The 22,929-nt window shown below is 58.7% G+C and carries 23 protein-coding genes and 1 pseudogene; 20 read left to right on the top strand and 4 right to left on the bottom strand.

Annotation, left to right across the window (positions count from 1 at the left end; translation table 11 throughout):
* Positions 1 to 87: 87 nt before the first annotated feature.
* From AC1DUP_RS34545 to AC1DUP_RS34495, 11 genes are all read left to right on the top strand, one after another.
* Entirely contained in the window at positions 88 to 1,152 is a 1,065-nt protein-coding gene (locus AC1DUP_RS34545; RefSeq protein ID WP_115038279.1) for a substrate-binding domain-containing protein, read from the top strand.
* A 148-nt stretch (positions 1,153 to 1,300) separates the two neighbouring features.
* Entirely contained in the window at positions 1,301 to 2,383 is a 1,083-nt protein-coding gene (locus AC1DUP_RS34540; protein WP_113334939.1) for an ABC transporter permease, read from the top strand.
* A complete protein-coding gene (locus tag AC1DUP_RS34535) occupies positions 2,380 to 3,165 on the top strand; it encodes a sugar ABC transporter ATP-binding protein (RefSeq protein ID WP_113334940.1) in 786 nt (261 codons plus the stop codon). The genes AC1DUP_RS34540 and AC1DUP_RS34535 overlap by 4 nt, the downstream gene beginning before the upstream one ends.
* A gap of 58 nt (positions 3,166 to 3,223) precedes the next feature.
* Positions 3,224 to 5,230 (top strand): transketolase, encoded by a 2,007-nt coding sequence (gene tkt, locus AC1DUP_RS34530; RefSeq protein WP_477837032.1) that lies wholly within the window; start codon positions 3,224 to 3,226, stop codon positions 5,228 to 5,230.
* Positions 5,231 to 5,234: 4 nt separating this feature from the next.
* Positions 5,235 to 6,839, top strand: coding sequence for an FGGY-family carbohydrate kinase (locus tag AC1DUP_RS34525; RefSeq protein ID WP_477837017.1), 1,605 nt, complete (start codon positions 5,235 to 5,237; stop codon positions 6,837 to 6,839).
* A gap of 47 nt (positions 6,840 to 6,886) precedes the next feature.
* Complete coding sequence (locus tag AC1DUP_RS34520; RefSeq protein WP_115038273.1) at positions 6,887 to 7,846, top strand: sugar ABC transporter substrate-binding protein; 960 nt, start codon at positions 6,887 to 6,889, stop codon at positions 7,844 to 7,846.
* A 105-nt stretch (positions 7,847 to 7,951) separates the two neighbouring features.
* The gene (locus tag AC1DUP_RS34515) at positions 7,952 to 9,022 is read left to right on the top strand and encodes an ABC transporter permease (protein WP_115038270.1); all 1,071 of its coding nucleotides are present in this window, start codon (positions 7,952 to 7,954) and stop codon (positions 9,020 to 9,022) included.
* Positions 9,019 to 9,768 (top strand): sugar ABC transporter ATP-binding protein, encoded by a 750-nt coding sequence (locus AC1DUP_RS34510; protein ID WP_115038269.1) that lies wholly within the window; start codon positions 9,019 to 9,021, stop codon positions 9,766 to 9,768. The genes AC1DUP_RS34515 and AC1DUP_RS34510 overlap by 4 nt, the downstream gene beginning before the upstream one ends.
* Positions 9,769 to 10,071: 303 nt before the next feature.
* Positions 10,072 to 10,230, top strand: coding sequence for a Rossmann-fold NAD(P)-binding domain-containing protein (locus AC1DUP_RS34505; protein WP_162805124.1), 159 nt, complete (start codon positions 10,072 to 10,074; stop codon positions 10,228 to 10,230).
* On the top strand, positions 10,231 to 10,449 hold the full coding sequence (locus AC1DUP_RS34500; protein ID WP_115038267.1) for a Rossmann-fold NAD(P)-binding domain-containing protein: 219 nt from the start codon (positions 10,231 to 10,233) through the stop codon (positions 10,447 to 10,449).
* A 12-nt stretch (positions 10,450 to 10,461) separates the two neighbouring features.
* On the top strand, positions 10,462 to 10,593 hold the full coding sequence (locus tag AC1DUP_RS34495) for a hypothetical protein (RefSeq protein ID WP_477837014.1): 132 nt from the start codon (positions 10,462 to 10,464) through the stop codon (positions 10,591 to 10,593).
* On the opposite strand, the gene maiA is transcribed toward AC1DUP_RS34495, so the two are convergent.
* Both maiA and pyrF read right to left on the bottom strand, forming a co-directional pair.
* Entirely contained in the window at positions 10,571 to 11,335 is a 765-nt protein-coding gene (maiA, locus tag AC1DUP_RS34490; protein WP_477837012.1) for a maleylacetoacetate isomerase, read from the bottom strand. The two genes, AC1DUP_RS34495 and maiA, sit on opposite strands and share 23 nt — an antisense overlap.
* Positions 11,336 to 12,242: 907 nt before the next feature.
* A complete protein-coding gene (gene pyrF / locus AC1DUP_RS34485) occupies positions 12,243 to 13,388 on the bottom strand; it encodes an orotidine-5'-phosphate decarboxylase (RefSeq protein ID WP_477837010.1) in 1,146 nt (381 codons plus the stop codon).
* 72 nt (positions 13,389 to 13,460) lie between these two features.
* Here pyrF and AC1DUP_RS34480 point away from each other — a divergent pair.
* From AC1DUP_RS34480 to AC1DUP_RS34455, 6 genes and pseudogenes are all read left to right on the top strand, one after another.
* Positions 13,461 to 13,844 (top strand): annotated as a pseudogene (locus AC1DUP_RS34480) (IS6 family transposase); the annotation flags it as partial.
* Between the two features lie 138 nt (positions 13,845 to 13,982).
* Positions 13,983 to 15,317 (top strand): amidase, encoded by a 1,335-nt coding sequence (locus AC1DUP_RS34475; RefSeq protein ID WP_115038263.1) that lies wholly within the window; start codon positions 13,983 to 13,985, stop codon positions 15,315 to 15,317.
* A 46-nt stretch (positions 15,318 to 15,363) separates the two neighbouring features.
* Complete coding sequence (locus AC1DUP_RS34470; protein WP_115038262.1) at positions 15,364 to 16,149, top strand: transporter substrate-binding domain-containing protein; 786 nt, start codon at positions 15,364 to 15,366, stop codon at positions 16,147 to 16,149.
* A 71-nt stretch (positions 16,150 to 16,220) separates the two neighbouring features.
* Entirely contained in the window at positions 16,221 to 16,943 is a 723-nt protein-coding gene (locus AC1DUP_RS34465) for an ABC transporter permease subunit (protein ID WP_115038260.1), read from the top strand.
* Positions 16,943 to 17,629 (top strand): ABC transporter permease subunit, encoded by a 687-nt coding sequence (locus AC1DUP_RS34460; RefSeq protein ID WP_115038258.1) that lies wholly within the window; start codon positions 16,943 to 16,945, stop codon positions 17,627 to 17,629. Before AC1DUP_RS34465 ends, AC1DUP_RS34460 begins: the two co-directional genes overlap by 1 nt.
* Before the next feature lie 41 nt (positions 17,630 to 17,670).
* Positions 17,671 to 18,621: a LysR family transcriptional regulator gene (locus tag AC1DUP_RS34455; RefSeq protein WP_477837007.1), complete on the top strand. Its 951-nt coding sequence runs from the start codon at positions 17,671 to 17,673 to the stop codon at positions 18,619 to 18,621.
* 39 nt (positions 18,622 to 18,660) lie between these two features.
* On the opposite strand, the gene AC1DUP_RS34450 is transcribed toward AC1DUP_RS34455, so the two are convergent.
* Together AC1DUP_RS34450 and AC1DUP_RS34445 are read right to left on the bottom strand one after the other, a co-directional pair.
* On the bottom strand, positions 18,661 to 19,809 hold the full coding sequence (locus AC1DUP_RS34450; RefSeq protein ID WP_477837005.1) for an aminotransferase class V-fold PLP-dependent enzyme: 1,149 nt from the start codon (positions 19,807 to 19,809) through the stop codon (positions 18,661 to 18,663).
* A gap of 9 nt (positions 19,810 to 19,818) precedes the next feature.
* Entirely contained in the window at positions 19,819 to 20,793 is a 975-nt protein-coding gene (locus AC1DUP_RS34445; RefSeq protein ID WP_477837003.1) for an ornithine cyclodeaminase family protein, read from the bottom strand.
* Between the two features lie 339 nt (positions 20,794 to 21,132).
* On the opposite strand from AC1DUP_RS34445, the gene AC1DUP_RS34440 reads away from it, so the two are divergent.
* The 3 genes from AC1DUP_RS34440 to AC1DUP_RS34430 all read left to right on the top strand — a co-directional run.
* Positions 21,133 to 22,263: an NAD(P)/FAD-dependent oxidoreductase gene (locus tag AC1DUP_RS34440; RefSeq protein ID WP_115038255.1), complete on the top strand. Its 1,131-nt coding sequence runs from the start codon at positions 21,133 to 21,135 to the stop codon at positions 22,261 to 22,263.
* Positions 22,260 to 22,613 carry a RidA family protein gene (locus AC1DUP_RS34435; RefSeq protein ID WP_115038224.1) on the top strand — a complete coding sequence of 118 codons (354 nt, stop codon included), beginning with the start codon at positions 22,260 to 22,262 and terminating at the stop codon, positions 22,611 to 22,613. Before AC1DUP_RS34440 ends, AC1DUP_RS34435 begins: the two co-directional genes overlap by 4 nt.
* A gap of 130 nt (positions 22,614 to 22,743) precedes the next feature.
* Positions 22,744 to 22,929, top strand: a 186-nt coding sequence (locus AC1DUP_RS34430; protein ID WP_477837001.1) for an ATP-binding cassette domain-containing protein, incomplete at its 3' end; no start/stop codon positions are given.

The following is a 22,929-nucleotide window of genomic DNA, read 5'->3' as shown; positions in this document are numbered from 1 at the left end:
AGAGAGCAAAACACGGTTCATTAACGTTCGCGTTAAGACCGATTGGCCTCGGAGGGGTCTCGGTTCGTCAATCTGGGAGGTACTTAAATGATCCGTCAGCTTAAAAACGCCTTGCACAACAGCGTCTCGTCACGGCGCTTGGGCCTAGCTGCACTTCTCGTCGGCGCTGGCATTGCTGGCTTGCCAGGGAGCGTCCTTGCCGAGGACATCCTCATCGGCGTTATTACCAAAACGGACGCTAACCCGTTCTTCGCCAAGATTCGTGAGGGTGCGACCTCGAAAGCGGCGGAACTCGGTGGAGTGAAGGTTCAAAGCTTTGCCGGGAAGTTCGACGGCGACAACGACAGCCAGGTGGCCGCCGTCGAGAACCTGATCTCCGCGGGCGCGAAGGGTATTCTCGTGGTTCCCAGTGACACGAAGGCCCTGGTTTCCGCCGTCGAGCAGGCTCGCAAGGCGGGCATTCTTGTTATCGCTCTCGACACCCCGCTCGAGCCGGCTAACGCTGCCGATGCCACTTTTGCAACGGATAACTTCAAGGCGGGCGAATTGATCGGTGCCTGGGCTGCAAAAAGCGTTGCAGATCCCACCAAAGCGAAGGTGGCATTCCTGGATGCTTTGGAGAACCAGCCGACTGTCGACGTTGCCCGAGATCAGGGCTTCATGAAGGGCTTTGGCATCGATCCAAAGGATGTCTCGCGCTACCTCGATGAAGACGACAACCGCATCGTTGGCCATCAGTGGGGCCAGGGATCGGAAGAGGGTGGCCGTACGGGCATGGAGACGCTTCTCCAGAAGGATAACGACCTGTCGGTCGTTTACACGATCAACGAGCCGACCGCTGCCGGTGCTTACGAAGCGCTCAAGGCAACCGGAAAAGAGGGGTCAGTGCTCATTACGTCAGTCGACGGCGGTTGCCCGGGCGTAAAGAACGTCAAGGCAGGCGTGATCGGTGCGACATCGATGCAATATCCGTTGAAGATGGCTTCGCTCGGTGTCGAGGCTATCGTGGAATACGTGAAATCCGGCAACAAGCCAGAGGCCAGCCCAGGTCTTCCCTTCTTCAACACAGGTGTCACGCTCGTGACCGACAAACCGGTACCCGGCGTCGACTCGATCACGTCCGATGAGGCCTTGAAAGCATGCTGGGGTTGATCCCGTAGGTGCTCCGGGTGCTTTGCGCCCGGACACTATCGTCAACCTAACTCCGCTCGCTTTCGAGCAACTCGCTACCTGGACCCGCCGTCGATCAGCGGGACCAGCGTCAGCAGCTTCATAGCGAGCCCAAATAGGGTGTATCCTCATGACAGATTCAAACAAGGTGGCGGCGACGTCGGCCAGCTTCGAAGCACGTCTTTCAGAAAGTGACGATGCGGTCGCTGTATTCGAAAACAAGCGCAATAGCCCCCTCGGTCGGCTGCAGCGGTTTCTTCACAGCAACCCAACGATGGTGCCCTTCATCGTCTTGGCCGCTAGCGTCATTGTCTTCTCGGTGGTCGTTGGCGGACGGTTCTTCCAGCCCTTCAATCTGTCGCTCATTCTGCAGCAGGTTACGATCATCGGTATAATCGGCATCGCGCAAACGATCGTCATCCTAACCGCCGGTATCGACCTGTCTGTTGGGGCTATCATGGTTCTGACATCGACCATGATGGGTCGCCTCGCAATCGTCGCCGGTTTGCCACCTGAACTCGCTTTCCTTATCGGACTAGCAGCCGGGCTTCTCTGCGGCCTGATCAACGGCGTGCTTGTCACCTACGTGCGCCTACCTCCCTTCATCGTTACCCTGGGCAGTTGGAGCGTCTTCGGTGCGCTGAACCTATGGTACTCCGGCAGCCAGACAATCCGCGGGCAGGAAGTAGCCGAGGCTGCTCCGATCCTGCAGTGGATGGGCGCAGCCGTTCAAATCGGCGGAGCGCGCATCACCATGGGGACCGTCCTCATGCTCGCTCTTGCTGCCGGCGCTTGGTACGTACTCAACCGCACAGCGTTCGGTCGGCACGTCTACGCCACCGGTGATGACCCCGATGCTGCTCGACTTGCCGGTATCAATACACGGCGCGTGTTGCTCGCGGTATACGGATGCGCTGGTCTTATCTCGGCTATCGGCGCTTGGGCACTGATCGGACGCGTGGGCGCTATCAGCCCCACCTCAGGCTCGACTGCAAACCTTGACTCCATCACGGCAACGGTCATCGGCGGAACTTCCCTCTTCGGTGGTCGCGGGACGATCGTCGGAACCCTGATCGGGGCACTCATCGTTGGTGTGTTTCGCAACGGTCTCGCACTCGCTGGGCTCGATGCACTTTGGCAGGAGTTCTCCGTCGGAATTCTAATCGTAGCCGCCGTCGGCGTTGATCAGTGGATTCGGAGGGTTGCGGCATGAGCCAGGGACTCGCTCTTGAAGGTCGTGGCCTCACCAAGACTTACGGCAATGTCGTCGCGCTTAACGGCGCCGACTTCGAACTGCGCCGGGGAGAAATCCTTGCGGTTATCGGGGACAACGGGGCTGGCAAGTCGACCTTGATCAAAGCGCTCGCCGGCGCGGTCATCCCGGACGCCGGGGAAATCAGGCTGGACGGCAAGCTGACCGCCTTTAAGTCCCCTATGGACGCGCGAGCAGCCGGTATCGAAACGGTATTCCAGAACCTTGCGCTGTCTCCGGCACTCTCCATCGCCGACAACCTCTTTCTCGGACGGGAAATGCGGGTGGGGGGCATGCGTGGATCGATGTTTCGTTTGCTCGATCGAGCAAAGATGGCAGCTGAAGCACGGCGTCATCTCTCAAACCTTGGCTTGATGACCGTTCAGGATATCCATCAAAGCGTGGAGACGCTTTCGGGTGGGCAGCGTCAGGGTATCGCGGTCGCGAGGGCCTGTGCGTTCGGTGGACGGGTGATCATCCTGGACGAACCAACTGCGGCGCTCGGTGTAAAGGAGTCGCGGAAGGTTCTGGACATGATCCAGGGCGTTCGTGAGCGAGGGCTCTCAATCGTCCTGATCAGCCACAACATGCCCCACGTCTTCGAGATCGCCGACCGCATCCACATCCACAGACTTGGAAGGCGCGCTGCCGTGGTCAATCCACGAGTCGTCACGATGTCCGACGCCGTAGCGATAATGACCGGGGCGGCGACCGCGGCCGATTTTGCCCAAGCAACGGCCTAAGCCACAACCGGTGGCTTAGGTCAGCCCCTATTCCCGCATGAATAAAGTCATGGAAAATATGTCTCACAGCAACGCCATACTCGCCAACGCCATCAGAGCGCTTTCAATGGATGCCGTGGAGGCAGCCAAATCAGGTCACCCCGGTATGCCGATGGGCATGGCGGAAATCGGGGTTGCACTCTGGACGCGTCATCTTCAGCACAATCCAGCCAACCCTAACTGGGTGAACCGCGACCGCTTTGTTCTGTCGAATGGTCATGGCTCGATGCTCTTGTACAGCCTCCTTCATCTGACCGGCTACGACGTTACCGTCAAGGATCTCAAGGCATTCAGGCAACTGCATAGCCGGACACCAGGGCACCCGGAATTCGGTTACACCCCTGGCGTGGAAACGACGACTGGTCCACTGGGGCAGGGTGTAGCTAACGCGGTCGGGATGGCCATCGCCGAACGGCTTTTGGCGTCTGAGTTCAACCGGAGCGAACTTAACATCGTCGATCACCATACTTACGTTTTCCTGGGCGACGGCTGCTTGATGGAGGGGATCAGTCACGAGGCCTGTTCGCTCGCAGGTACACTGCGCCTTGGGAAACTCATCGCAGTGTACGATGACAACGGCATCTCCATCGATGGTCATGTCGGCGGATGGTTCTCCGATGATACTCCCAAGCGTTTCGAAGCCTATGGCTGGCACGTGATCCGCGGGATTGACGGGCACGACGTCGACGCCGTTGATCGTGCAATTGCTGAGGCGAAGGCGGAGACCGACCGACCGACCCTGATTTGCTGCCGCACCACGATCGGCAAGGGGTCGCCGAACAAGGCGGATAGCCACGATAGCCACGGTTCCCCGCTCGGTGCTGCCGAGGTCGCACTTGCCCGGGCGGTATTGGGCTGGAATGACGAGCCTTTCGACATCCCAGCAACGGTGTACGAGGCATTCAACGCCACTGCTGCAGGAGCGTCGCGAGAAGCAAAATGGCTGCAGGTTTTCGACCGTTATCGGTCCGAATACCCAGTGCTTGCAGCCGAGTTCGACCGCCGGATGAGCGGCGCGCTGCCGGCGGAATTTGCCGAGAAGATGGAAGAGGGCCTCGAGGCCGTAGTCGCGAAAGCTGAAACGATAGCGACCCGAAAGGCGAGCCAGAACGTTCTGGAGCTTGTCGCGCCGCTGGTTCCCGAATTGGTTGGGGGATCGGCCGACCTGGCAAGTTCGAACCTAACGATGTGGAGCGGAACGCGTGCGCTTGGCCAGTCCGGTTCTGGCAATTACATCTACTACGGTGTCCGCGAATTCGGCATGGCCGCGATCATGAACGGGATGTTGCGCCATGGTGGCGTACGTCCGTACGGCGGCACCTTCCTGATGTTCTCCGAATATGCCCGCAATGCTTTGCGGATGGCGGCCGTGATGAAGGTCGGCGCTATCCATGTATTTACGCATGACTCTATCGCACTGGGGCAGGACGGCCCAACCCACCAGCCGATCGAGCAGCTTGCGACGTTGCGGCTAATGCCGAACATGGACGTCTGGCGGCCCTGCGACACAGCGGAAACGCTTGTCGCCTGGCAGGTCGCGATCGAGAATGTCTCCAATCCAACCAGTCTGATCCTCTCAAGACAGAACCTTCCCTTCCAGACCCGCGACGCCGATAAACTGGCGGCCATCCGGCGCGGCGGATATATCCTCAAGCAGGAGGGGGGAGCACTTGCTGCGGTCGTTATCGCGACGGGCTCTGAAGTTGGACTGGCAATCGAAGCCCAGACGCGGCTTGCCGCGGAAGGCATTCACGTCCGCGTCGTATCGATGCCCTCAACCTTCGCCTTCGACCGCCAGGAGAACGCCTACAAGGACATCGTCCTCCCGCGCGGCCTGCCGCGCCTCGCTGTCGAGGCCGGAGTGACGGACTACTGGCGTAAATACGTCGGTCTCGACGGAGCGGTCGTCGGTATCGACACATTCGGCGAGTCCGCCCCCGCCGAGGTGCTTTTCGAACACTTCAACATCACTGCAAAGGCTGTCGTTGATCGTGTCAGAACGATGCTCGAAGCGAGAAAAGGATAACGGCATGGCCGACACCTATCTCATCGGCATGGATTTCGGATCGGAGTCAGCCCGCGGTATCCTGGTGAATTCCCGGACCGGCGCACAGGAGGGACATCACGTCCACCCCTACACCAATGGGATTTTGACGACCTCCCTTATGGGCCATGTCTTGCCAGCGAATTTCGTCCTACAGGTTCCCTCTGACTACACGGAGGCCGCCGAGCAAATTCTTTCTGCGCTAGGAAACGGAAAGACCATTGACGGTATCGGTATCGACTTCACGGGTTCGTCACCGATGCCCGCGAGAGCGGATGGAACGGCCCTCGCTGAACTCCACCCTGAAGACCCGCACGCCTATGTGAAGCTGTGGAAGCACTCGGCCCAGTCTCATGCGGACGCGATCAACGCTGGCGGCGGCGAGTATCTCGAAAACTTTGGTGGGAAGCTGTCTGGAGAATGGTTGATCGCGAAGGCGGCTCAGCTGAGTTCCGAGGCACCTGCAATCTGGGATGAGACGGACCGTTTCATCGAGGCGGGCGACTGGCTTGTGTGGCAGTTTACCGGTAACGAGATGCGAAGCTTGGACTTCGCCTCTTACAAGGCACAGTTCTCCGCAGCAACAGGCTACCCGCAAGATGTCGTGCCCGGGCTGAATCGGCGGCTGTCTCCGCCTTTGCAGGTTGGTAGCGCGGCGGGCGTTCTGACGGCTGAGTGGCGCAAACGCACCGGCATCCTGGGCGATGCCCTTGTCTCCGTCGCAGTGATCGACAGTCACGTTGTTCTGCCTGCTGTCGGTGCCGTCGCCCCAGGTGTGTTCGTTGGCGCACTCGGAACTTCTGCCGGATTCCTTATCCTGGACGACGGGGGACGAGGCCTGCCGACCGGTCTTGAGGGCGCGGCATTTGGTGCCGTTCTGCCGAACCTATGGTGCTACGAGGCAGGGCAGGCGGCCTTCGGCGATATGCTGGCATGGTACGTGAAGACGTTTCCTCGCGACCCCGACCTCTCAAAAAACTTCGCCTCTTACAACGAAGCCGCTCAAGCGCTCGGCCCGGGCGAAGGCGGCGTCATGGCTCTCGACTGGTTTGCCGGCAACCGCATCCCGCTCGGAGATTCAGCCCTTTCCGGACTACTCGTTGGCCTGAGCCTCAAATCGACGGCTGCGGGGATTTATCGGGCCCTCATCGAAGCTCTTTGCTACGGAACGAAAACCATCTTGGACTTGGCCCTCGCTGCGGGCGTTCCTGTCCGGCGCGTGATCATGACGAGCGGTCTCACACGCAACAACCCGTTTCTCGTCCAAACAATGGCGGACGTTTTGGGGCGGACTATTGAGGTCCCCGACGTTGAAAACCCGACTGCGCTCGGTGCCGCAATCCACGGTGCCGTCGCGGCTGGGATTGTCGGCTCGTTTGCCGAGGGCGCTGAGCAACTTGGGGCACGCAGCCTCCAGAGGTTCGAGCCGAACCAGGATCGCTTGGCGGATTATCAGGAGCTTTACGCCGAATACAGACGCTTAGCTGCGGATGAAGAGTTACGGCGGGCCATGCGCTCGCTTCACATGTTCGATGCCCGGGACAGACAGTATCGGCAGCGAAAGCCGCAGGAGGTCGAGGCGGCACAGTGAGCTTCAGATTGGAGCGACATCGATCGTAACGGGAAGTGGAGGAACCAATGAAACTGACAGTGAAAGCCGGCATCCTGCTGGGGCTAGCCGCATCTATGCTGAGCGCTACCGCGTATGCGGCGGACAAGCCCAAGGTGCTTGTGATCTATCCGTACCTGGGCGACCAGTCGTTCGTTCGAATGCACAAGGCTTCGGAGACGGAGGCGAAGAAATTCCCGGACGTCCAGATCGACATCGTTGCTGGTCCAGATCGCACCAATGCCAACTACTTCATCACCGCCATCGAAAAGGCGATGACAGAAAACTACAACGTAATCGCTATAAACCATGGCGGTGCGGCCGCACAGCTCTACCCGGCGCTGAAGAAGGCAGAGGCGCAGGGCATCAAGGTCGTCGGTTTCGACACCGGTCTACCCGAGTTGAAGGGGCACGCCTCCGACGTGCTCTACGACATTCCCGGCGCGTCGGGTAAGGCAGGCGAATTGTTTGCCCAGATTGTGCCAGAAGGGGCGAAGATCGGCATCATCCGGTGCCTGATTGGCAATCCGGACACCGATGCCTTTATCGATGGCTTCAAGAAGGCAACGGAGTCGAAGAAGTACAACGTCGTTATGGACGCCGATGCCAAGTGCGATCCCGCCAGCGCGCGAACGATCACCGAAAACATGTTGACGTCTTCGCCTGATCTGGGCGGTATCTTCAACGTGTTCGACGTGTCCGCACAGGGTTCCCTCCAAGCGCTCAAATCCAGCGGCAGCAAGGTGCCTTTGGGGTCGATCGGCGGTCAGCTGTATGGTGCAGAGGCGGTCGCGTCTGATGGCAACTGGAAATACACCGTGCCGTATCCTTTCGAAGCTATTGGCTCGACCGCGATCGATACCGCCGTCAAGGTCGCCAAGAACGAAGCCGTTGAGCCTGTAACCGTCGTGCCTGTCGCCACACCGCTGACCAAGGACAACGCCGAGGCTTACGTGAAGGACCTCAAGGCGAAGCTCGCCGTTAAGTAATTCACGGCACCAGCGTGAGACTGCGCCCCAGGGCGACGCTCAGGGGCGCAAAGTTGTAATTTCAGCCGATTTCGGCTCGGCAGCCGACGTCAGAAGGTTTCGATCATGTCATCCACCAACACAGATAACGTGGCAGGTGCGGCGAATGCCCAACCGACTACGCCGGAGCTGGACAGCTCCGAAGCTTTGAAAGCACCCGGTATTCGATTGGGGCTGCGTATCCTGAGAACGGGACCGGCGGTGATCCTCATCGCGCTCATAATCATAATGAGCTTCCTCAATGAGTATTTCCTAACGGTTCGGAATCTCCAGAACCTCCTGACGCAGACAACGATGATCGCAACACTGGCGCTAGGGCAGCTGCTTGTCATCATCGTGCGGGGGGTCGATGTTTCGGTAGGTAGCGTCCTTGGTCTGACGGTGGTGCTGTCCGGTTTGATGATGGATTCCGGCATCGACAACGGTCTACTCCATGTCGTGGTCTTCCTTTCGGCAGGTGCACTCTTCGGACTGTTCAACGGCTTCATGATCGTGAAGGGTGGAATTCCACAGCCTTTGATCGTCACCGTCGCGACGCTGGGTATCGGTAGAGGCATGGCGCTTCTTCTGAGCGGCGGCACCGAGCACATCGGGATGGCACCTCTCGTGCAAGCCGCTGGCAATGGGTCGATTGGGGGCGTTCCGGTCCCTGCGATACTCGTTGCGTTCGTTACGCTGGTGCTCGCGGTTCTGACGCTCAGGACGCTTTGGGGCCGGTGGATCTATGCCGTTGGCGGTAACCCAGATGTTGCGGGATGGTTGGGGGTTCCGCGGGACCGGGTAATCATGAGCTGCTACATGCTGTCGGGCATGACCGCAGGCATCGCCGGGCTGATCTATGCCGGCCGCACGGATGCCGCTTCGCCGCTCGCGGGTGTGGGAATGGAACTGGACGCCGTTACTGCCGTGATCATTGGCGGGGCCAGCCTCTTTGGCGGTCGGGGCCATATCGTCAACGCCCTGATCGGCGCTCTAATCATCGGGGTCATCCGCAACGGTCTCAACCTGATGAGTGTCTCTCCGTTCTGGGAAGCCATCGCCATTGGCGCTTCCATCCTCTTGGCGCTCGAACTCGACGTCCTCCGTCGATACTTCGAAGAAAAACTCCGTGCACGTGCGGCGAGGGCAATGCGATGAACAGCAACGTCGTTTTAGAGGTGCGCAACGCCGTGAAATCCTACGGGTTCGTCACTGCCCTGGGCGGTGTGGACCTGACCCTCCACAAGGGCGAGATTCTCGCTCTCCTCGGCGACAACGGAGCTGGGAAGACTACCCTGGTTCGGGCGATCAGTGGTGTCATGCAGCTCGACGAGGGCGATATCCATCTTGCTGGCGAGAAGCTTTCGCTGAGTTCGGCGGGCGATGCGCGTCGTGCGGGCATAGAAACGGTGTTTCAGAATCTCGCCGTTTTGGACAATCTGGATGTCTCCTCCAATTTCTACATCGGTCGCGAGAAGACATGGCCGAGTTGGATGGGGCCCTTTGGCTTCCTGAATAAGACTCGGGAGGCAACCGGTTGGGTCGGCGCTGCAAACAACCTCGGGATCAAGGCGTTGAATCCTGGTCAGGAGATCGGGCTGATGTCCGGCGGACAGCGTCAAGCGGTTGCCGTCGCTCGAGCGGTGGCGTTCGCGAGCAAGGTGGTCATCTTGGATGAGCCTACCGCCGCACTCGGTGTACGTGAATCAGCTCAGGTGCTCCGCTTGATCAAGTCGCTTCCGGAGCGCGGCGTTTCGGTAATTCTTATCAGCCACAACATGGATCACGTGGTTCAGGTTGCGGACAGAGCCGTCGTCATGCGGCAGGGGCGCATCTCGGGTACGGCAATTCCTAGGAAGGAATCCGTTCCTGAGCTTATCGGAATGATCATGGGAGCCAACTGAGGCGCCGCTTGCTCTTGGATATTTTTGGCGGGTGCTCAGAGAGCACTGTGCCGTCGGTCACGCTGGGTGGGTCGGATGTTCAAATTGATAAGAGGCTGCGCCCCGCGGATAAAGCCAGGTGTTTGGTCCTTGATTTCGGCCAGAACATCATCCGAAGTCGCGCCCATTGTACCGCGCTCACAAGCGTTTATTGAGCAGCTCGTTATTCTCCCGACCGCTCGTCATATATTTTACGCGCGCTTTCGATATATCCTGCTGGCTTCGCGCCCAACTTGCCAGCGAGAGAAGGGGCCCGTTCAGAGAATGTCCTCAGGGGCCGAGTGGGTGGCTTATGTGTCGCGTGACGACCTCGCTGCCGCACTCGCCGGCGCATTGGTGTCCGAGGGCCATGTCGGCGCGATCTATAACGTCACCGGTCCAGAGGCGCTGAGCGGCGAGGATCGGGCGAGCATACTGTCCTAGGTGACGGGCAAATCAATCCCGTTCGTCGTCATCACGGAAGAGGCCCTGCGTGGCGGGCTCAATCAGGCAGGTCTGCCCGACGTCGTGATCGGAGCCCTCACCGACATCAAGCGCGATTTCGTCGCCGGAAGATACGACATCCTCACCACCGACCTCGAGCGCCTGTCGGGTCGCAAGCCGCGAAGGCTGCGGGACCTGCTCGCCAACCGCCTCGCCTGAGGAGACTTATTTATGAAGATCAAGAAGATCGTCTATTGGGTTGCCACGGGCCTGGTCAGCCTTCTCTATCTGGCGTCGATGACGTTCTACATCACCAGCGGCGATACGGCACGCGGCATGATTAGTGCGCTCGGCTATCGGTAGCGCCAAATCTCCGTGGAAGACATGTTCGACATTTTCCGACGGCTGGCTTCATAGTCGCGCAATCGCCCAGAGTGGACGGCTGGACATCGCCAAGGTCGCCCTCGCGATCACGGTGAAGACGGAAAATCCGGCTGGGCCTCAGGGCGTGACATGCGAAAGGCGTCAGGACAGTGCAATGCTGTTCCACCTCCAGGAGCCGCGGGTAAGGCGATAGATCGCACTGCAACCGGCGCGCCGCGCTCAGCTGCGGTATGAGATGCAGGTCGGCCCAGCCCGGACGGTCGCCAAAAGCAAAGACCGACTGCACTGGCCGTTGCTTAAGCGTAGTCTCCAGCGCCTGGAGGCCCGATGTCAGCCAATGATGAACCCAGCGCTCAACGCCCTTGTCTTCGACGCCGTATTCCTTCGTCAGAAACCGTCTCACTCGCTGCACCGTCAAGGAATGCATTTCAGAAGAAATCAGGGCTGCGAAGGCCTTTACCTGGGCGCGGACCACGGGGTCGGCAGGCAACAGGCTTGGTTCCGGAAATGTTGTTTCAAGATAGTCGAGAATGGCGGCCGACTGGGCGATGATGCGGCCGCCGACATCGAGCGCAGGCAGCAGTCCCTGGGGGTTGAGTTCGGTAAATTGGCCGCGTTGCAGCGAGCTGGCCGGGACGTAGGTGTGATCGATACCCTTGAGGCGAAGGGCAATCCGCACACGCTCCCCAGCGGAATTCTGCCATCGGCTTATGAGACGCATCGCGACTGGTCACCTCAAGATCGGATTATTGATATCGGTCGGATCATCAGAATGCTAATAGCGCTAAGCGAGCTGGCCGCGAGAGCAAGACTCGAGTGTTTGCCGGTGCGTTCACGAAGCTTCATCCCGCACGCCCAGCAATCGCGGCGCACTCAGCCTGTTGATCTCGATATTCGGATAAACCAGTTCCTCTAGCAACTGAAGAGATCGTACTGTGGCCTCCATCGGGGCAAATCCGGGATCAACGTTCACCCTTGATATCGATTTTGCGGCAGAAAACCTGAACAAGATTATATGGGCTGGCGGTCTCGGTAGCCAATCTTCGAAGCAGACGGTATGTGAGATCGCCGCACGCAGTTTGTGCAGTTCTGATGGTTCTTGTGCTTTATGAAGACGGCGGCCTCCGACGTAGCAAGCTCGGTGAATTCAAGATCAATTGGCCGCGTCTTCTCAACAAGCTTTTCGATGATATCCCTACATCGAGCCCCTTCCATCTTCCAGAGCCCATGATTTGAAACCTTGAATTGGCTCCTCGCGTCCCATCAACGTGGCGACCCTCATGTGCAGGCTTTTTGGGAGGACATGCAAAAGTGGCGCGGTACTGTCCTGCTCGATACGGTTCTGCAGGTCGCAGAATTTTGTTAGAAGCGGAGTATCCGGAAAGTACTGCAAGTGAAGAGCGCAGCACTGCCTGAGCCAAAGAATGTCGATCTTCGTTTGGATCACAGCCAGCCCCTCAATCTAATAAAATCTGCCCACAAACCGTCGAAATGCTCGAGCCGACCTTGGTGTATTCGATTTCGAGACTGCCTTGCACTGAACACTTCGGTGAAATCGGATGCGAAGAATCATCCTATCTATGGGTCGAACCTAATGGCCGCACCGCGTTCCCCCTTTAACTGCCTAATTAAAGCATAAACCGACTGAAACTCAGGCATTGCATGTCACCGGTTAGCTGCTGCTGGGAGGCAGGACGATGAGCGATGGCATCCTTGAACACAGTAATCCGGTTCAAGATAAGCTCGCGATAGTCTGTCGGGGAGATCTCGCGGTTAACGACACTCGCGAGGCCGCGGGACACCGGAACCAAAAGATCGCCTAATTGCTTGCCACGAAGCGCATTGATGCTGCTTGCGTCGCCACCTTGCGCTCCCAAGCCAGGTGCCAGAATGATCGTATGAGGCATGAGCATTCGCAGTCGTCGCCCTTCATGTGCGACGGTCGCTCCGATGACTGCGCCGATTGGATTCAGGTCTTCGTCATCTACTCGGCCGATACCTCCGATGAGTTCGGCAACATGATCGGAAATCGGTCGGTTCCCCGTCATTCTGTCCTGTAGCCATCCCGCACCCGGATTGGACGTGCGGCAGAGAACGAAGAGGCCTTTTCCGTAACGGCGGGAACATTCGGCAAATGGTTCGAGCGTATCGGGACCCATCAGCGGATTCACGGTCAGGCAATCGGCCTCAAAGTCGCCAGATCCACCTTCTGATACCGGCGTCAGATAGGCGCGAGCATAGGCGGCGGCGGTGGCTCCGATGTCGCCTCTTTTAGCGTCGAGGATCACACCGATGCCGGCAGCCTTTGCGCGCTTCATGCCGAGGGAAAGGGCCGTGAGGCCGGCAAAGCCGCATGCCTCAGAGTAAGCGCTCTGGAATTTCACGAACCCGACTTGTCCCTCGATCGTATCCAGAACGAAATCGACAAAGCGGCTGATCCATGCAGGGTCGTCTTGCTCAAAAAACAAAGGAATCTCGGAGGGCGAGGGATCGATGCCGGCAACAAGCTCTCCATATTTGGCAGCGTTCTGCCGAACTGTTTCTACCCAAGAACCCGATGATATCGCCCAATCCCCTTCCTTTGCTAAATTCCCGGACTTTGCTCCATACATACCCTGACTTTCGCGCCGATAGAAAGTTAGGATTTTTCCGGCAAACGGATAGCTAGATCGCTTTGTGTGCAACTGCACACTGCTAAAATTGCCAGCTTCCAATTCAAAAGGTAAAAAGCCGAGTCTCTTATAGAAGCCGACCGCATCAGGTGCCGAATGCACGAAAAGCTCATTGATGCTAGGGGCAGCGTCGTCTTAACGGGCTGGTACGGATCGAGACGATAGTCTACCGGCATGACTGAAGACGTGTCTGCCTACTACAAACGCCACCGATTTCCTGCTGAGATCATCGCGCATGCGGTGTGGCTTTATTATCGATTTCCGCTGAGCCTGCGTGACGTCGAGGACCTGCTTGCCGAGCGCGGCATTGATGTCTCGTTTCAGACCGTCGCTGAATGGGCGACGAAATTTGGCCTGATGTTCGCCCATCAGCTTCGTCGACGGTCTCGCGGTAACTTTGCCGATAAGAGGCGCCTCGATGAGATGGTCGTGGCGACCAAGAGGAAGAAGTACTGGCTGTGGCGCGCCGTCGATGCTAACGGGTGCGTTCTCGATGCCCTGCTGCAAAGCCACAGAAACAGGAAGGCAGCTCTTCGGCTGATGCGCAAGCTGCTCAAGGGCTAAGGGGTAGCACCGCTTCCTGGCAATCATAACTATTGGTAATCAACCACCCGGCCCACGGAATTAGGAAGACTTGAATCCAACTGCTAGCCTTTGATCGTGCGAGCGGGCTGAGTGAAAGGCGAACTAAAGACGATGGCTGGATTTGTTCCCCAATCGATCACGAAGATACAGGCCGACTATGACCATGGCCTCTCTCCTGTACGCTTGATCGAAGACTGTCTTCAGCGCATCGACCGGGGTAACGCCGACTGCAACGCAATGATATATGTTGCTCGGGAAGAAGCCCTTGCCGGTGCCCGTCTTGCTGAGGGCGAGCTTCGGGCCGGTCGGCGCAGAGGCACGCTTCATGGCATACCGATAGCGATCAAGGACGTGATCGACGTTTGCGGCTGGCCCACGACGTCTGGTTCTCGCCTGTTCCGCAATTCTGTCGCAGGTGCGGATGCATCTTGCGTCCGAAACCTTCGCGCCGCCGGGGCGATCATCATCGGCAAGACCAACCTTCACGAACTGACTGGCGGAGACCATGACAATCCCTGGTATGGAAAAGTCGTGAACCCCTTGGATTCAACACGAGGTACTGGTGGAACAAGCAGCGGATCGGCGGCCGCCGTGGCTGCGGGCTTCTGTGTAGCCGCCATCGGTACGGATACCGGAGGCTCCAACAGATCGACTGCAGCGGCAACCGGATTGGTCGGCCTGAAGCCGACAAACGGAATTATCGATCCCGGCGGCGTCCGGGCGACGGCGCCAAGCTTCGATACGATTGGTCCCATCGCAAACAGCGTCGAGGATGCACGGCTCGTCCATTTCGCGATGCGAGGGGCGGTCCCACCCAAGCCACGCGCGATCGAAACAGCAGGTCTTCGCGTCGGCCTGTGTCCGGATATCTACTTCGCGACGACCGATCCGGAAGTAACACGGGCACATGATCGGTGGCTACGATCGCTGGCGGACGCGGGCGCGACCACCGTCACCTTGCCCTTTAATCGGGCCGAAAACGTTCGCGAAGCCGGTCGTATCATCCTGATGTACGAGTTCGCCCAGCAATATGGTTCGCTTGTCGAGCGTCATCCAGATTGCGTCGGAAGGGCCGTCCTCGACTTCCTGTCGACGGCCTCGTCGATCGGGGAGAAACCGTACATGTCTGCAGTCGCGTCCCGGTCGGACATGAGGAGCGAGTTTCTGAGCTTGCTTTCATCGGTCGATTTACTCGCCACTCCCCCGGTTCCAGGATTGGCGCCGCGTCTTTCAGACGAGATGACGAAGGTAGGAGAAGACTTCGTTCCCTACGGACTGGCCGGCGGCAACTTCCGGCGCTGGGCGAACTTCTTTGGCGTTCCGACCCTCGCGATGCCGTTGCCGATCGAGGGCGGGCTTCCGGCATCGATCCAGATCTCGATGCTCCCGAATGAGGAGGAGGCGCTGTTTTCAACATGCACGGCCCTCTGCCAGGTGGGGGTCTGACAGGCAGGAATTCGATATTTCACAGCAACCAAAAAAGGGGAATAAAGTGAAAACGATTGTAGCAGTTCTATCGGTCGTTCTGACCACGCTTGTTGTCGCCAAGCCTTCTCAGGCAGCCAACGACGTGATCCGATTTGGCGTCGCCGCCGAGCCATACGCTCCCTTCTCCGTCAAGGACGCGAGCGGCAAATGGCAGGGATGGGAAATTGACCTCATGGATGCCGTCTGCAAGCAGATGAAGGCAAAGTGCGAGGTTGTCGACATCGCTTGGGATGGGATCATCCCGGCTCTCCTTGAGAAGAAGTTCGACGTCATATGGAGTTCGATGTCCATCACCGACGAGCGAAAGAAGGTGATCGATTTTACCGACAAGTATTACTTCTCGCCAAACGTTCTCGTCGGCGCCAAGGCCGATACGCGCAGCTTCGACGTCACCAAACCAGATTCGTTCAAGGGCGTTGCCGTCGGGGCACAGACGGCAAGCTTGCAGGCCACCTACCTACAGGACAAACTCAAGGGTGTGGCGGATCTCAAGATCTACCCCACGCTTGATGACGAAGTCGCCGACCTGCAGGCCGGACGTGCCGATCTTATCGCGGCTTCCGCCATTCAGATTTCCGATTTCCTGAAGAAGCCGGAAGGGCAGGGATATGAGGTGAAGGTCACGCTACCTCAGGAGAAGATGTTCGGCTACGGGGACGGCGGCGGCGTCCGCAAGGAGGATACCGCGCTCCGGGACCGCCTCAATGCAGCGCTGAAAGCCGTGCATGCGAGCGGCGAATATGATGCCATAACGAAGCGCTATTTCGACTTCGACATTTACGGCGACTGACCGCTGGGCTCAAATGGGTGCTGGCCCCCTAGTCGCGGCCGGCACCATCGTAGTTGACCGGGAAGTGCTGCATGGATTTGACATCGTCTTGGCTGACCTTGCTCAGCTTCGGAGATCACGGCTGGGCGAACCAACTCATCAAGGGCGCCTATCTGAGCCTAGGGATCTCGATAAGTGCATATATCACCGGGCTGATCCTGGGCCTCATCGGGGCCGTTGCGAAGCTCTCCAAAAACCTTGTGGCAACTTCGCTTGCCAGTGCCTACACCACGATTATTCGATCTGTTCCCGATATCCTTATTATCTTCCTGGTCTACTACACCGCCACCGACGCGCTGCGCTCGCTGGTGAGCATGGCTGGCCTCTCTTCAAACTTCGAGATCAACGGATTTGCGGCGGCGTCGTTTTCACTTGGCATCGTTCAGGGGGGCTACAGTACGGAGGTCTTGCGGGGCGCCATCGTTGCCGTGCCCCGCGGGCAGTCGGAGGCGGCTTTTGCGGTCGGTCTCACCCGTCGGCAGACGTTCTTCCTAGTGACGTTGCCGCAGGTGATCCCGCTGGCGTTACCGGGGTTGGGCAACTTGTGGCTCATCGTCTTGAAGGAGAGTTCGCTGGTCAGTCTGATCGGATTCACCGAACTGGTGCTGGCGGGCAAGATGGCCGCCGGAGCAACCCGCCACTATCTGTTGTTCTACGCGGCGGTGGGCGGGATCTTCTTGGTCATGTCCGGGATATCGACGCTCGTTCTGCACGTCATCGAACTGAACGCCGATCGCGCGTGGAGGCGAGGGTAATGAGTGATTTCGCCGTCTATCTGACAAATCAGATTCTTGTTGGCCTGCAGACGACTGTGGCGCTGTTCCTGTGCTGCGCTGTCGTTGGCAATCTGCTGGCGCTTCCGGTGGCCTTCGCGCGGATCTCCAACCGGCGCTGGCTCAGATATCCGGCGACCGCCTTCGTGCTATTGTTTCGAGGCACGCCTCTGTTGGTGCAGCTCTATATCTTCTACTTCGGGGTCGGCCAGATCCTCGCCGGCGTCCCATCGATACGTTACAGCCCGATGTGGCCGTTCTTGCGCGGCGCCTACAGCTACGCCTTCCTGACACTATCGCTGAACACTGCCGCCTATTGTGGGGAAATATGGCGGGGCGCCATACTCGGTGTCCCGAGAGGACAAACCGAGGCAGGCCTGTCGCTCGGGTTGTCTGACCGCCGGATCATGCGCTTCATCCTTTTGCCGCAGGCCTTGCGCCTCGCGCTGCCCTCCATCGGCGGGCAGAACATTCTGCTCCTCAAAGGGACGGCGTTGGCGGCAGCGATCACGGTTTTCGAGCTGATGGCGGCGGCGAATTTCGTGAGGGCTCAGACGTTCCGTGTTTATGAACCACTTCTCGCAGCAGCGTTCGCCTACTTTCTGCTCGCTGTCATCATCACGTCCAGTTTCAAGTTCTTGGAAAAACGGATCGCATCGCGGTATTGATCGTTGCACCGCAGTCGTCCCGTTCGCTACCGGAGGTCCCGTTGGTTTCAAACGACACGGAGTTCACGCCGCGTGAGATTGAGGTCTTCGCGGCCGTCATGACGCATGGAACGACGACTCGAGCAGCGGATGCCCTCAACATCACGCAGCCGGCCGTCAGCAAGATCATTCTTCAGCTCACGAACAAAGCTGGCTTCCCTCTGTTTCGGAACCATCGACAGCGCCTGATCCCGACCCCGGAGGCACACATGCTTTATGCGGAGGTGCGGCGTGTCTTCGAATCTGTCCGTGGCATCTCGCGGGCAGCGAAGGAGATCAAGGAGCTTAGAAGCGGTCGCCTGAACGTTTCGGCGCTTCCGGCGTTCGGCTTGACCCTGCTGCCTTCCATCGTAGCAGGATTCACGCAACAATTTCCCGATGTAGCGGTGACGCTGGACATCAGAAGTTCATCGACGATCATCCAGCGCGCCAGCCGAAACCAGCTCGATATCGGGGTGGCAGCAGAGGTCAACGATGAAACACCCTCTGTCGTACGCCGGTCGCTTGTCGCCACTCCCCCTGTTTGCATCATGCCAAAAGGCCATGCTCTCAGTCGTCTTAAGGTCGTTCAAGTCGATGACCTCGACGGCTCGAACTTCGTGTCTCTCGGTGTGGGCGATCCGATGCGCCGGCAATTGGACACGCTGTGCGAGGAGCGCGGCGTTAAGCGTTCATTGAAAATCGAAGCGGCTCTTTCCAATACCTGCATCAATCTGGTGGCCAACGGCATTGGCATTGCCGTCGTGGACAGACTGTCGGCCTGGATGGCAAGAGACCTGCCAATCGATATCCGCGACTTCCATCCGCACCTCGACATCAATCTGAGCGTTTACCGACCTTGGGGTACGATCGCGTCCTCTGCCGCCGATACCTTCATCGAGCATCTCATCCAATCGACCAGGGATTACATGAACGTCGTCGACCGCGAGATCAAGGCGCTGGGTGAGATCTAGCCCAGCTTACGGGGTGGTCAGAAATGCGGAACCTGCGCATCAAGCCGTCAGCGCATCGACCAGCGCGAAGAACCTGCCGATGTCCTGTCCGTCGTTGTAGACGTGCGGCGTGATCCGCATCTTGGTCCCTCGCACGGTAACGAACGCCTTGTGTTCCCTCAGCCTCTGGGCAAGATCGTCGCGATATCTGTCGCCGAGATCCAAGACTGAAATGTGCCCGGCACGCTGGTCCGGCTTCGGTCCGGTGAAACCGAGCATTTCCGCCTCCTCCCAGACAAGACGATTGAGTTGGATGAGCCGCTCGTGAACGACCGCAGTACCCCAGCTGCAGATCAACTCCAGCGAATTAATTGCAATCGGCAGGACGGCAAAATCCGAGCGCTCGCCCATGTCGAAGCGACGCGCCCCTGGCAGATAGTCCGGCATGGTTTCGAGATAGAAGTCCGGACGCTCCCCACCGCTACGGTTCCAGGAATGGAATTCGATCGGCCGGCCCTTTTTTTGCCAATCCTTGCTGGCGTAGAGAAAGGCAAGGCGGTACGGACCGAGGAGAAATTTGTAGGTCGCGAAGCTGAGAAAGTCCGGACGAACCCGCGAGACGTCGAAGGGAACCGCGCCCACCCACTGCGTTCCATCCATGACAAGACTCGCTCCGGCCTGATGCGTTGCCTCAGCGACTGCTTCGATGTCGACAGACATGCCTTCGAACCAGTGAACGATGGTTCCTGCCACGACGGAGACCGGAGCATTCGATTCCCGGATTGCCGCAACAATCGCTGGCGCCCATGGTTCGCCAGCCCGCCGAGAAACCGTAACCACGCGTGCGCCTTTCTGCCTTGCAAGCTCGTACCAAGCGTAGCGGTGCGACGTATGTTCGTTCTCCATCATCAATATGACCGAGCCCGACGGAACGTCGACGTTGGCCGCGGCCACCGCAATACCGTAGCTGGTAGCGGGAACGATAGCGATGTCTTCAGCGCTCGCGCCGATAAATGACGCTGCAAGTTCTCGCGCCTTTTCGACCTCATCGTAGTAGGAGTTGATCGTCATGTCCCATGGCGCGGCTTTGACATTGACGCCGCGGACGCCAGCTGCGATGGCCGTTTGAGGAATTGGCGTCATGTAGGCCGCATCCAGATAGATGACGTCTTCAGGAATGGAGAACAGGTGTCTTTGGCAGGGGAGCATCGGGAACCCTCACAATGATACCTCGGTGCCTAGACCGAGGGCTTTGGCTTTCTGATAGACGATATTTGCAAGCTCGATATCCTGGGCGGGCACGCCGAGCGAGCGATAGAGCGTGATTTCGGAGGCGCCCTGGCGACCGCGGAGATCGCCGTTCAGCACGGCACCGATCTCGCCAATGATATGCGAGCGATCAATGATCCCTGTCGAGATTGGCTCGACCAGGTCTGACGCCGATGTCAGCGCCATGGGCAAGTAGTCAACCCAGACGCTCGAGCGAACCACGCATTCCGTGTCGACTTCCTGAAGGCCCGCGACGCTCGCACCAACTGCATTCACATGTGTTCCGGGACTGATCCATCTGCCCTCGAGGACGGGAAACCTTGCCGACGTGACGGTGCAAACGATATCGGCGCCCGCAACTGCCTCCTGCGCCGTCGAAAAGACCTCGGCTGGGTAGCCTCCCATCCGCTGTGCCGCTGCAAAGGTCGCTGCCTTTCCAGGATCGCGTCCCCAAACCCGGATCCTTGCAATAGGGCGCACCAATCCGATGGTTTGGATGTGCCGTGCGGCTTGCTCGCCGTATCCGATGATCGCAAGCTCTGAAGCATTCTGACGCGCAAGTGTCGCCGTGGCGACAGCCGTCGCAGCCGGCGTTCTGAGTCCGGTGATCGCATGACCGTTGACCAGGGCGACGGGCCGACCACGTTCTTTTTCAAAAAGTAGGATTCCGCCTTGATGCGACGGCAGTCCGTAATCGAAGTTCCGCGGCGAAACAGACAGGACCTTGGCGCCGTAATGAGGCTGGCCCGAAATCGACGCGTACATCAGCGACAAACATGATCCGGGCATGCCCGGCAATGCCAATGTCCTCCTGATGTCCTGATCTGCGACGCCGCTTGAAGTTTTTTTTAGGGCAGCCTCGGCAGCAGTGAAGGCTTCCTGAGGCGTGACGAGTTTCTCTACGGTGGCGCCGTCGATTATCAACAGTGTGCCTGCCGAACCGCCTGCGTGCGAAGAATGCGATGACATCCGAACCCCAAGTCAATTGCACTTTTCGCTAGATGTAGCAGCTGCCGAAACAGCGGGGGTCGTCAAACTTCATAACCTGCGCCGGCGACGTTCGCGTGTTTTCTCATAGTTTCCGTCGCTTTGAGCCGATCCGCCAGTCTGATCGGCCCTTCATAACTATTGATTATAAGCGGCCGCGATGGGGTTGTTTGACCCTGACTGCACCCTTCTTCAAAAACTGGACATGTCGCTACCTCGGCGGCTGCTTCCTTAGCGAAGCGATCGAGGCTGTCGAAATAATCAGTGGAGAAGAAGATGCGCGTCATTGTCCTGGGGGCAGGGATTATCGGAAGTTCCGTTGCCTATGAAGCGGCGAAAGCCGGCGCGAAGGTCACGGTTCTGGAAGCCGGAAGGATCGCTGGCGGGGCGTCGGCAACCAGCTATGCGTGGACCAACGCAACCGGAAAAAGGCCGCATGCCTACTTCGCCCTGAATGTCGCCGGCATGCGGGCGCACTTGGATCTCAGCCGGGAATTCGGACATGCACCCTGGTTCAAGCAGACGGGTAGCATTGAGTGGTACGCCAATCCGCAGGAGTGGGCGGCGCAGAAGGAAAACGCTGAACAGATGCGCGATTGGGGCTACGGTGTCGAGTGGATCTCCAAGAGCAGGTTGCAGGAACTCGAACCCGAGATTGATCTTGCGGCGATCAAGGATTCGCCCATCGTCTACTATCCGGAAGAGGGTTGGGTTCACCCGGTACTCTACGTTGCATGGCTTTTGCGTGCGGCGAAAGAAAAATGGGATGCGGTCGTCCATCCGTTCACGCAAGTGACTGCGATTGACGTCCAAGCCGGCGCGGCGAAGGCGGTGCGGACTGCAGACGGCGCTGTCTACGAGGCAGATGTTGTCATCAATTGCACCGGAAGTTGGGCCGACCGCGATCTTGGCGGCGTTCCTCCCATTCCCATGGCTTCAAATGTCGGCGTCCTCGGCTTCACCTTCCCAGTGGCGGTCACGTTGCAGCGGCAGTTTCACATGGATGACCTGGATGTGCGCCCGGACGGCGCCGGACGTCTGATGATCCATAAGATCTCGGTCGACTCCCTGGTGCCTGAGATCAAGGACCTCGATCCGAAGGGCCTCGAGGCTTCGCTCCTGTTGGAGGCCGTCCGAACGGTCGTGCCCGCAGCGCAGGCGCAGCATCTTGAATCCATCCGCACAACGATGCGGCCGATTCCGAGCGACCGATTGACATGCAGTGGCTGGGTCCCGGGCGTCAGTGGTTACTATGTCGCCGTGACCCATAGCGGGGCGACGATCGCGCCGTATCTGGGCAAGGCTGTCGCTGACGAGGTCGTTCGCGGCCGTGTTAATGAAAGCCTCGTTGATTTTCGCCCGGATCGCTTCATGGCGGCAACGAACGGAATGGGGGCGCGGTCGTGACCATAGAGCGCATCGAGAAGACAGAACGTCTGAGCCGCGTCGTGGTGCATGGAAACGTGGCTTACTTCTCCGGCCTAACCGCCGGCGATCGCAGCCAGGATACGGTTGGTCAGACAGAACAAATCCTGGCGAAAGCAGATGCTTTCCTGGAGCAGATCGGATCCAACCGGTCGATGCTGCTGAGCGCTACGATCTGGCTTCGCAACATCAACGATTTCGACCACATGAATGCCGCTTGGGTGAATTGGATCGACAAGGATGAACCGCCTGCGCGGGCGACCGTCCAGTCCGTTCTTGGGCTTCCGGACATTCTGGTCGAGATACAGTTCACCGCCGCCATTCCCGGCTGAGCGCGAGATACGAGCGGCGTGCGCCATCAGGGCGCTCGCCAGACAGTCTGCGGAGGAACCAATCTTTTCCTTCCTTCCTCCCGTGCCGGTGCGCCGGTGTACGGCTGACAAGCTACCGAAGGCAGAGACCATGGCAGAAGCCCAAGCAAAGAAGATGACTGTGTCGGCGACCGACGTCGCCGTCGATATCGTCAACATGAACAAGTGGTATGGTGATTTCCACGTGCTCCGCGACATCAACCTGAAGGTCATGCGCGGCGAGCGCATCGTCATCGCCGGCCCGTCGGGTTCCGGCAAATCGACGATGATCCGCTGC

The organism is Rhizobium sp. 01L419, from assembly GCF_056400025.1.
The sequence above is the reverse complement of the archived record's forward strand: the minus strand, read 5'-3'. Positions and strand labels throughout refer to the sequence as shown.